Below are 9399 nucleotides of genomic sequence, written 5' to 3' on the forward strand. Positions count from 1 at the left end.
AATACGGCATTACACCATCTATGTCAAGACGGGGAAATCCGTATGACAACGCGATGGCTGAAAATTTCTTCTCTATCCTCAAAACAGAGTGCATCTACCGCCGCAAACCTGCTACATTCTCCGAGGCCAACGACATGATCGACCGATACATCCAGTTTTATAACCACGAGCGAATCCAAACGAAAGCAGGAGTGGCTCCGCTAACGCTCCGCCACTCCTACTGAATCCTAATCTCCTACACTTGGGGCTTTTTTGTACTGTCCACACAATTTGGACCGGTTCAGCAGCGTTTGTTCTGCATGCGGAGGCGTTTTCTCAGCAGATGGAAGAACCTCGATTTTATCAGGAGAGAATCATCCGGTCATTGGCCAGTTCATCGCCGCTGGCGGTCTGGAACTTGGCCAGCAGGTCGGCTACCTTCAGCTTCTTCTTTTCCTCGCCGCTGACATCATAGATGATATGGCCCTCGTGCATCATAATCAGGCGGTTGCCGTATTTGATGGCGTCCTTCATGTTATGGGTAATCATCAGGGTAGTCAGGTTGTGTTCCGCCACCAGCTTGGCCGACAGGGTCAGCACCTTCAGGGCGGTTTTGGGGTCCAGAGCGGCGGTGTGCTCATCCAGCAGCAGGAGTTTGGGCTGGGTCATGGTGGCCATCAGCAGGGTCAGCGCCTGGCGCTGGCCGCCCGACAGCAGGCCCACTTTGGCGGTCAGACGGTCTTCCAGGCCCAGGTCCAGGGTCTTGAGCAGCTCGCGGTATTCCTCCCGCTCCTTTTTGGTGATGCCCACCCGCAGGGTACGGGGTTTGCCGCGGCGGGCTGCCAGGGCCAGGTTTTCCTCGATCTGCATGGTGGCGGCGGTGCCGGTCATGGGGTCCTGGAACACCCGGCCAATGTACTTGGCCCGCTGATGTTCACCCAGGCGGGTCACATCGGTGCCGTCGATCATGATTTTGCCGGTATCCACCGGCCAGACACCAGCCACCGCATTCAGCATGGTGGACTTGCCTGCGCCGTTGCCGCCGATGACGGTGACGAAGTCGCCCTCGTTCAGATGGAGGGAGAGATGGTTCAGGGCCGTCTTTTCGTTGACGGTGCCTGCGTTAAAAGTCTTGGAAATGTTCTGGATATCAAGCATGGGTTTCGTCCTCCTTCTGAACCTTTTTGGGGACGGGCTTGGAGAAGTACTTCCCCTTCCAGTACGGGACTGCCAGGAAGATGGCAACCACAGCGGCCGACAGCAGCTTGAGCAGGTTGGCATCAAAGCCCAAAGTCAGAACCAGCTGGATGACAATGTAGTAGATCACAGCGCCGATGGACACCGCAAACAGCTTGAGGGCGAAGTTGCGGAAAATCCGGCCAAAGATGGCCTCGCCGATGATGACGGCGGCCAGGCCGATGACGATGGCGCCTCGGCCCATGCTGACATCTGCAAAGCCCTGATACTGGCTCAGCAGAGCGCCCGACACCGCCACCAGCGCATTGGACACCATCAGGCCCAGAACAATATTGAAGTTGGTGTTGATGCCCTGAGCGCGGCTCATGTTGGGATTGGAACCGGTGGCGCGGATGCCGCAGCCCAGCTCGGTGCCGAAGAACCAGTAGAGAACCCCGATCAGGACCGCCGTAATCAGGATGACCATAAACACCGGGTTGCGGAGGGCCCATTCCTTGACCCAGCGCAGAGAGATCAGCAGGTTGTACTTATCCACGTTAATGGACTGGTTGGCCTTGCCCAGAATCTTCAGGTTGATGGAGTAGAGGGACAACTGGGTCAGGATGCCGGCCAGAATCGCCGGGATGCCCATAAAGGTGTGGAGCAGGCCGGTGACCAGGCCGCACAGCAGGCCGGCCACCAGAGCCAGCAGCAGGGCCACCCAGATATTGCAGCCCGCCAGCAGAGCCATGACGCAGACCGCGCCGCCGGTACCGAAAGAGCCGTCCACCGTCAGGTCGGCCACATCCAGAATGCGATAAGTGATGTACACGCCGATGGCCATAATACCCCAGATCAGGCCCTGCGCGCAGGCTCCCGGCAGAGCGCCGGGCAGATTTGCCAGTCTCGCTAAGACTTCCAAAACAATTCCTCCTCATTTTTACGTAGTTCCGCCGGATCTTCCCTGCCCGGCGGCGCCGGAACAAAAACCGTAAATGTGCCCGCGACCGCCGGAGCAAAAACGCCCCGACGGTCGTGTACGCAAAAGGCGGGGCGGATGGCTTCCCATTCTCCCCGTCTGGTTTGATTTAAGAAAGAGGATTTACGCCTCGATGGCCTCGTACCCCTCCGGAACCGTCAGCCCCAGCTCATCGCAGATGGTCTGGTTGTACTTCTTGGTGACGTTGGTGTACTGGATGGGCATGGTGGAGATATCCGCCTCGCCGGTCAGGATCTGGGCGGCCATCTCGCCGGTGGTGTAGCCCAGGTCATAGTAGCTGATGGACAGGGTGGCGACGCCGCAACCCTTGCAGATGCCCTCCTCGCCTGCGAAGACCGGCTTCTTCATGGGGCGGCAGATGCCGTCCACAATGCCGGTATTGGCGGCGACGGTGTTATCGGTGGGAACATACAGGATGTCGTTGTCGGCAGCAGCCTGCTGGCAGACCGAGGACAGGTCGTTGGAATCCGAGAAGGGATACTGGGTAACGGTCAGGCCGGCAGCCTCCAGCTCAGCCTGCACCACATCCACCTGATACTGGCTGTTGGCCTCGGCCGAGCAGTAGAGCAGGCCAGCGGTCTTGGCCTCCGGCATCCACTCCAGAATCATAGCAGCCTGCTCATCCAGGGGAGCCAGGTCGGAAGTACCCGAAATGTTGCCGCCCACGGTGCCGTCAAAGTCATCCAGACCCAGGGCCACGCCGTACTCGGTGATGGAGGTGCCCAGGACGGGGATATCGGCGGTGGCGGCCTGTGCGGCCTGCAGGGCGGCGGTGGCGTTGGCCAGAATCAGGTCCACGCCGGCCGAGACAAAGCCGTTGCAGATGGTGGCACAGGTGGCCGTATCGTTCTGCGCGTTCTGCAGGTCAAAGGTGACGGCGTCGCCGAACTGGTCGGTCAGGGCGTCCTGGAAGCCCTGGGTGGCGGCGTCCAGCGCCTCATGCTCCACCAGCTGGCAGATGCCCACCGTATAGCTCTCACCCGATGCGGCCGATGCGGCCGAACCTGCCGAAGCAGCGGCAGACGATGCGGTGGATGCCGCGGTGGAAGACGAAGAAGAACCGCAGGCCGACAGGATGCCGGCAGCTGCAGCAGCCGCAGAAACAGCCAGGAACGAACGACGGGAAATCTTACGCATAACAAAACTCTCCTCTATCTTATACTGCGTGTGCCGCGGGGAACAGGACCCGCAGGAAACCAGCCGCCCAAAGGCTGCCCTTTCACTTCACACGTGTGAACTGCTTTACGCTTGTGAAGTATAGCACACTTTCCCATGGATTACAAGACGAGAGCCGGAGATTTATTCTCCTGAAGCGCCCCAATTATCGATTGTGTCGAATTTATCCATTACTTTTTTCGATGAATGTTCTGCTGCATCTTTTCCAGTCGGGTCCGCTCCTCTTTCAGCCAGGCAAGATTTTCTTCCAGCTGCTCCAGCCAGGGACGGTTCAAATCGTAGCGGTAATAGAGAGCCTCCTCCAGTTTTGCCTGAAACCGCCGCAGCACCACCGGGTGGAGCGCCTGCTCCCAGGCCGGAGCCTCCTGTTCCAGGGCCATACAGCACTGGGCCCATCGGATGTCCAGCGGTTCCCGCTGGGCAATCCCCTGGCTTTCCAGATAATCCGTCAAATTCGCCTGATGGACCGGGCCGCCGCACCGGGTGGCCTGGAAATAATACTGCACCTCCCCCGCCGGGCTGATTTCCTGCCCCAGTGGATAGAGGGCGCAGACCAGCGGGCGGGCTTCATGGACGGCGCAGCGGTTTTCGGTGAAAAAGGGACAGTTGTTGTGTTCCTCTTTGACCGGCATCAGCCGGAGCACCGGGAGGTGGCTGACTGTTCCAATGTACATTTTGCAGAAGGCCCGGGCGGTCAGTTTGGGCGGCAGGCCCAGACGCCGGGACAGCCGGTAGAGGTCATATCCCGACAGGACGATATCCTCCCGCCCGCGGCAGCATCCGCCGCAACCGGCACACCGGAACGAAAAGGCGGCATCCCGTTCCAGAAAGGGCATTTCCGGGCTCCGGCCGCCATTTTCGGCGCCGCACAGGTCAATCTCGTGGTCTCTCATACATCCTCCTCATCCTCCCGCAGAAGCTGTTCGATCAGCCGTTCCCGATTTTCCAGGAATAGCTGCGTCAGCTGGTAGCTTCCGGTTTCTTCATAGGTGCAGGGGTGGACGCCGGTCTCGTCAAAGGACAGAATCCGGGCATCCGGCGCGCCCAGCAAAATCGGCGAGTGGGAGGCAATCACAAACTGCGCCCCCGCCCGGGCCATCCGAACCATCTGCACCAGCAGGGCCAGCTGACGCTGGGGCGAGAGCGCCGCCTCCGGCTCGTCCATCAGGTACAGACCCTGCTCATTGCAGGACTGAAACCACCCCAGAAAGCTCTCTCCGTGGGACTGCTCATGAAGGGCCTTTCCCCCAAAGCGCTCATAATAGATCTCTTTGGGAACCGGCCCCAGGCCGCTGTTGCGGTAGACTTCCGCCTGGCTGGCCACATTGAAAAAGCTCTCTGCCCGGAAGAAATAGCCAGAGGGCGGCCGGCGGAACCCTCTGGACACCCGCATGGCCTGCGCCAGCCCGTCTCCCTCGTCAAAGGTGGAAAACCGATAGTTGATGGTGCCGCCCTCCGGGTTGAAGCCGCAGTTTACCGCGATTCCTTCCAGCAGAGTGGACTTGCCGGTGCCGTTTTCTCCGGCCAGAAGGGTGATGTTGCGGTCAAACCGCAGCTGTCCCAGTTGACGCAGGGCCGGAATGTCTCTCAGCCAGGAATCCCGCGGCAATTTGCTCCAATCGATTTCCACCGCCCGGAGATAGCGCTCATCCATCTTGGTTCCGCCTCCTTTTTCCTCTTGTTCCATGTAAGGATAGCACGGCGCGGCGGGCGCTGTCAATTTTCCGGGCCGCAGAATTTCCCGTCCCCCATCCGCTGCGGCGTCCCAGCCGCCTTTTCCGCGGCAGAGGCGGGCGGACAGGTCCTTCTTTTTTAAATATTCAAACGCAATCCGGGATTTGTTTTTAGTTTTTTCAAGATTTCGTGCTATAATGGCCCTATCTACAGAGCATCCCCATGCTCTGCCCCGCCGTTTGCCCGCGGTAAAGGCCCATTCCAGGCCGCTGCAGGCGAGGAGGCTCTGGTTTTTGCCGATTCGTTCTTTCAAAATCAGCGGCAAAAGCCGGAATTTGAAGCTTTAGCTTTTCTTTTCTACGCATAGAGAGTATACTAAGCTTACAATATCACTTGAATCCGGAGGCTTTTATGTATCAATTTACCGGTTGTCCCTGTTCGGTCTGCGGCAAACCTCTGACCGATACGGACGATATTGTCGTCTGTCCCGACTGCGGTGCACCCTATCACCGGGTGTGCTACGAGAATCAGGGCGCCTGTGTCTACGCTAACAAACACGGCTCCTTTGAATGGACACCCCCTGCTTCGGCCCGGCCGGAGCACAAATGCCCCAACTGCGGCGCACCCAATCCTGAATCCGCCACCCGGTGCAGCCACTGCGGTTATCTCTTTGGCAACGGGCAGACTCCCCCGCCCCGGGTGGACGCATCCCGTCAGGCCCAGCAGCCCGCCGGAGGCGGCTTCAACTACGCCCGCCTCTATCAGGAGGCCCAGGGCGGCACCTGGCAGTCCAGCGCAGCCAGCGCCGTGGAACCCATCGACGGAATTTCCGGGGATGACTGGGCCACCTACATCGGCCCGGCCAGCCCCACCTACCTGCGGGAATTTGCCCGGATGCAGCGGTACGGCCGCAAGAGCTCGGTCTGTTTCTCGGCCCTTCTGTTCGGCCCGCTGTATTTCTTCTACCGCAAAGCCTGGAAGCCGGCTTTCGCCTTCCTGGCGGTGGATCTGCTCCTGAACCTGCCCGCTCTGCTGGAACTGCTGGTCCTCAGCGAGAGTTCTCTCGCCCCCGCCATCAGCTCCTCCACCCTCATCCTGCTGGCGCAGATTGCATCCATCCTCAGCTTTGTGGTGATGGTTCTCAGCGGCATGTTCGCCAAGTATCTGTACCGCCGTTCCGCCGCGGAGCGCATCCGCCGCATCGAGGCTGAGTTCCCCGAGAAAGCCCAGCGGGAAGCCGTTCTGCGCGCCCAGGGCGGCGTCAGCTGGGCCGCTGTGGTGGGCGTGTTTACCGCAATGGTCGTGGCAGGCGCTCTGTTCAGCCTGCTGCTGGGCCCCAATGTTGAGGCAGTGACTTCTCTGCTGCTGTGATATCCATCCACTCAAATACCGAAGGAGGTCCCTTATGAAAGCCGTCAAAAAAGCCGTCATTCCTGCGGCCGGTCTGGGCACGCGGGTGCTGCCCGCCACCAAAGCCATGCCCAAGGGAATGCTGCCCATTGTAGACAAGCCCGCCATCCAGTATTTGGTGGAGGAGGCGGTCCGCTCCGGCATCACCGACATCCTGATCATTCTCAGCCGCGGCCAGACCATCATCGAAGATCACTTTGACCGCAGCCCCGAGCTGGAAGCCAAACTGGCTGCCCCCGGCAAGGAAAAAATGCTGGAGGAATGCCTCGGCATTGCCAACCTGGCCAACATCTATTTTGTCCGCCAGAAGCAGACCCTCGGTCTGGGCCACGCCGTGAGCATGGCGCAGCCCTTTACCGGAGACGATCCCTTTGTGGTCATCTATGGCGACGATGTCATCGTGGGCGAAGACCCCGTCTGTGCCCAGCTGATCCGCGCCTATGAAGCCTTTGGCCGTCCGGCCGCCGGCGTCTCGGCAGTGCCCTGGGAGGATGTGAGCCGCTATTGCAGCCTCAAAACCACCCCCATCCGGGACAACTATTTCTTTGTGGACGACATGATCGAAAAGCCCAAAAAGGGCCAGGAGTTCAGCAACTATTCCATTCTCGGCCGGGTGCTGCTGACCCCCAAGATCTATCCCCTGCTGGCGGCTACCAAGCCAGGCGCCGGCGGCGAAATCCAGCTGACCGACGCCATGGCTGAATTCGCCCGCACCAAGGGCGGCATGACCGCCGTGGAATTCACCGGCAAGCATTACGACATGGGCAACAAGCTCTGTGTGGTGCAGGCCCAGGTGGAAATGGCCCTTCAGCACCCCGAAATCGGCGAGGCCTTCCGGGCCTACCTCAAGGAGTTCTGCAAGACCCTGTGAGCGCCTGATTCCGTCGCAGATAGACAAAGCCCATCCCCTGACCGGGGATGGGCTTTTTGCTGTCACTGCAAATCACAGAAAAACGCCGCCCATCGTGAAACGGGCGGCGTTCATTGCTGATTGCTGATTTGCTGATTGTTTTGAACTGGGGTTGTGAGCGATTAGTCGCTGACGTAGGGCATCAGAGCAACGTGACGAGCACGCTTGATGGCCACGGTCAGGGCGCGCTGATGATAAGCGCAGGTGCCGGTCACACGACGGGGAATGATCTTTGCACGCTCAGAAACATACTTGCGCAGGCGAGCAACATCCTTGTAATCGATCTCGTCAATACGATCGACGCAGAAACTGCAGACCTTCTTGCGGCCGCGGCGCACGGGACGTGCGGGGCGAGAGCCTTCGTTCTTCTCAAAAGCCATTGCTGGTTTACCTCCTGTTTGAATTTTTCAGTCGAGATGGACGCTCAGAACGGCAGATCGTCGCTGTCGTCGATGACGGCGAAGTCATCGGTATCCCCTGCCGAATAGCTGGGGACCGCCTCAATGGAGGACGGACGGGCAGACGGAGCGTTCGAGCGGGGCTGGCTGGCAGGATATGCCGAGCCGCCTCCATTGGTTCCGGAGTTCTTGGGGCCGCCAAAGTTGATGTTGTTGGCCACGATCTCCACACCAGTGCGGTTGTTGCCGCTCTTGTCCTGGTACTGACGGGTCTGGATGCTGCCCTCAATGATGATCAGGCTGCCCTTCTGGAAGTATTTGCAGACGAAATCCGCCTGCTGGCGCCAGGCCACAACGTCCAGAAAATCGGTCTGACGCTGCTCACTCTGACGAGAGTAGCTGCGGTCGCATGCGATGCGGAACCGCGCCAGATTGATCCCGTTGGTGGTGGTGCGAAGCTCGGGGTCCGCCACCAGGCGGCCCATGATGACAACAACATTCAACATAAGACAGGACTCCTTGTACCCGGTGGAATTAGTCTTCCTTTGCAACGATCAGAGAGCGCATGACACCCTCGGTGATCTTGTACACACGGTCCAGCTCGGCGGGGAAGTCGGGCTCGCTGGTGAAGTTAATCACAGTGTAGACGCCCTCGTTCTCGTCGTTGATGGGGTATGCCAGACGGCGCTTGCCCCACTCGTCGATGGAATCGATCGTGCCGTTGGCCTCGATCAGGGTCTTGAACTTACCGACCAGAGCGGCGGTAGCCTCCTCGTCGAGGGTGGCGGTGGTAATCAGCATGGTTTCGTACTTTGCCATTTTTGTGCACCTCCTTTTGGACTTAAGGGCCTCCAATGAGGCCAAGGATCCGCAAAAGACCTTCTTTCGCGGGGCCGTCTTTACAGACAGCAATTCATTATACCAAGCCCAGGACAAATTGTCAATCACAATTTTCGGATTTTTGGAAATTATTTAGATCAATCCAATAGCGCTCCAGTTCTTCATCCCGGCCCGCCACAAAGACGGTGGATTCATAGACTCCGCCGTTGGCCAGAATAGTCTTTCGGCTGCCCACATTGTCGGTCCGGCAGCTGATCAGAACCTTTTCCAGGCCGATCTGCCGGCAGAACGGCAGGGTGTCCTGCAGCATCCGGGCAGCGTAGCCTTTCCTCCGCTCGGAGGGGCGGACCGAGTAGCCGATATGCCCGCCATAGGCGGCCAGAAAGTCATTGAATCTGTGCCGCACCTGGATGGTGCCCACCATCTTCCCATCCTCCGGCCGAATGTACAAAAACTGGGTGGAGCGCACCCAGTCCACCCCTTCCGGCAAGGGTCCATCGGTGTCCCAGGCCTGGCAGTAACGAACCCAGTCCATGGGGTCTTCCATCCGGCGCAGCGGACCGCAGCCATCCATCCGGCTGCCGGCGTCCAGACATTCCCGGCGAAAGTCAGCAATGGCTTCAGCATACTCCGGAGCCGGCCGCACCAAAAGCATGGATTTCATCTTCTCCCCTCCCCTGTACGGTCCATCCTAACAGACCACGCTGCAAAAAGCAAGCCCCGCGCCGTGAACCGCTCCAGTAAAAGTAGACAGTGAAAAAAGAAGGCCTCCTGTGGTAGAATAAAACTACTACAGGAGGTCTTTGCTATGCCCAGAAAATACAGCCACATTCAGG

At 59.1% G+C, this 9399-nt stretch carries 12 protein-coding genes; 3 read left to right on the plus strand and 9 right to left on the minus strand.

The genetic code is table 11. The features are described from left to right. Nucleotides 1–224 (plus strand): integrase core domain-containing protein (locus B5F27_RS15045; RefSeq protein WP_144066552.1); only part of this gene is annotated, 224 nt, incomplete at its 5' end. A 118-nt stretch (nucleotides 225–342) separates the two neighbouring features. Here B5F27_RS15045 and B5F27_RS15050 read toward each other — a convergent pair. The 5 genes from B5F27_RS15050 to B5F27_RS15070 form a co-directional block, all read right to left on the minus strand. Further along, nucleotides 343–1137, minus strand: a complete 795-nt coding sequence (locus B5F27_RS15050; protein WP_087368905.1) for an ABC transporter ATP-binding protein — start codon at nucleotides 1135–1137, stop codon at nucleotides 343–345. Beyond that, nucleotides 1130–2077 carry an ABC transporter permease gene (locus B5F27_RS15055; protein ID WP_087245846.1) on the minus strand — a complete coding sequence of 316 codons (948 nt, stop codon included), beginning with the start codon at nucleotides 2075–2077 and terminating at the stop codon, nucleotides 1130–1132. Before B5F27_RS15055 ends, B5F27_RS15050 begins: the two co-directional genes overlap by 8 nt. A gap of 180 nt (nucleotides 2078–2257) precedes the next feature. Then, nucleotides 2258–3292: an ABC transporter substrate-binding protein gene (locus B5F27_RS15060; RefSeq protein WP_087245849.1), complete on the minus strand. Its 1035-nt coding sequence runs from the start codon at nucleotides 3290–3292 to the stop codon at nucleotides 2258–2260. 209 nt (nucleotides 3293–3501) lie between these two features. Further along, nucleotides 3502–4224 (minus strand): YkgJ family cysteine cluster protein, encoded by a 723-nt coding sequence (locus B5F27_RS15065; RefSeq protein ID WP_087368906.1) that lies wholly within the window; start codon nucleotides 4222–4224, stop codon nucleotides 3502–3504. Further along, complete coding sequence (locus tag B5F27_RS15070) at nucleotides 4221–4985, minus strand: AAA family ATPase (RefSeq protein WP_087368907.1); 765 nt, start codon at nucleotides 4983–4985, stop codon at nucleotides 4221–4223. The genes B5F27_RS15065 and B5F27_RS15070 overlap by 4 nt, the downstream gene beginning before the upstream one ends. Before the next feature lie 431 nt (nucleotides 4986–5416). Between B5F27_RS15070 and B5F27_RS15075 the strand changes: the two genes are divergently transcribed. Next, nucleotides 5417–6376: an RING finger protein gene (locus B5F27_RS15075; RefSeq protein WP_087368908.1), complete on the plus strand. Its 960-nt coding sequence runs from the start codon at nucleotides 5417–5419 to the stop codon at nucleotides 6374–6376. Nucleotides 6377–6410: 34 nt separating this feature from the next. After that, nucleotides 6411–7286: a UTP--glucose-1-phosphate uridylyltransferase gene (locus B5F27_RS15080; RefSeq protein ID WP_087368909.1), complete on the plus strand. Its 876-nt coding sequence runs from the start codon at nucleotides 6411–6413 to the stop codon at nucleotides 7284–7286. 161 nt (nucleotides 7287–7447) lie between these two features. On the opposite strand, the gene rpsR is transcribed toward B5F27_RS15080, so the two are convergent. The 4 genes from rpsR to B5F27_RS15100 form a co-directional block, all read right to left on the minus strand. Beyond that, nucleotides 7448–7705: a 30S ribosomal protein S18 gene (gene rpsR / locus B5F27_RS15085; RefSeq protein ID WP_087228743.1), complete on the minus strand. Its 258-nt coding sequence runs from the start codon at nucleotides 7703–7705 to the stop codon at nucleotides 7448–7450. 44 nt (nucleotides 7706–7749) lie between these two features. After that, nucleotides 7750–8229 carry a single-stranded DNA-binding protein gene (locus tag B5F27_RS15090; protein WP_087245859.1) on the minus strand — a complete coding sequence of 160 codons (480 nt, stop codon included), beginning with the start codon at nucleotides 8227–8229 and terminating at the stop codon, nucleotides 7750–7752. A gap of 28 nt (nucleotides 8230–8257) precedes the next feature. Then, complete coding sequence (gene rpsF / locus B5F27_RS15095) at nucleotides 8258–8542, minus strand: 30S ribosomal protein S6 (RefSeq protein WP_087245861.1); 285 nt, start codon at nucleotides 8540–8542, stop codon at nucleotides 8258–8260. Between the two features lie 121 nt (nucleotides 8543–8663). Continuing rightward, complete coding sequence (locus B5F27_RS15100) at nucleotides 8664–9227, minus strand: GNAT family N-acetyltransferase (RefSeq protein WP_087368910.1); 564 nt, start codon at nucleotides 9225–9227, stop codon at nucleotides 8664–8666. Between the last annotated feature and the right edge of the window lie 172 nt (nucleotides 9228–9399).

It is taken from the genome of Faecalibacterium sp. An192, from assembly GCF_002160175.1.
In the GTDB taxonomy this organism is placed as follows: domain Bacteria; phylum Bacillota; class Clostridia; order Oscillospirales; family Ruminococcaceae; genus Faecalibacterium.

What these genes read in the sequence shown, in the direction of transcription:
- B5F27_RS15050 (WP_087368905.1), bottom strand. Translation starts at nt 1,137, where the DNA reads ATGCTTGATATCCAGAACATTTCCAAGACTTTTAACGCAGGCACCGTC.
- B5F27_RS15065 (WP_087368906.1), bottom strand. Translation starts at nt 4,224, where the DNA reads ATGAGAGACCACGAGATTGACCTGTGCGGCGCCGAAAATGGCGGCCGG.
- rpsR (WP_087228743.1), bottom strand. Translation starts at nt 7,705, where the DNA reads ATGGCTTTTGAGAAGAACGAAGGCTCTCGCCCCGCACGTCCCGTGCGC.
- B5F27_RS15090 (WP_087245859.1), bottom strand. Translation starts at nt 8,229, where the DNA reads ATGTTGAATGTTGTTGTCATCATGGGCCGCCTGGTGGCGGACCCCGAG.
- B5F27_RS15080 (WP_087368909.1), top strand. Translation starts at nt 6,411, where the DNA reads ATGAAAGCCGTCAAAAAAGCCGTCATTCCTGCGGCCGGTCTGGGCACG.
- rpsF (WP_087245861.1), bottom strand. Translation starts at nt 8,542, where the DNA reads ATGGCAAAGTACGAAACCATGCTGATTACCACCGCCACCCTCGACGAG.
- B5F27_RS15070 (WP_087368907.1), bottom strand. Translation starts at nt 4,985, where the DNA reads ATGGATGAGCGCTATCTCCGGGCGGTGGAAATCGATTGGAGCAAATTG.
- B5F27_RS15100 (WP_087368910.1), bottom strand. Translation starts at nt 9,227, where the DNA reads ATGAAATCCATGCTTTTGGTGCGGCCGGCTCCGGAGTATGCTGAAGCC.
- B5F27_RS15060 (WP_087245849.1), bottom strand. Translation starts at nt 3,292, where the DNA reads ATGCGTAAGATTTCCCGTCGTTCGTTCCTGGCTGTTTCTGCGGCTGCT.
- B5F27_RS15075 (WP_087368908.1), top strand. Translation starts at nt 5,417, where the DNA reads ATGTATCAATTTACCGGTTGTCCCTGTTCGGTCTGCGGCAAACCTCTG.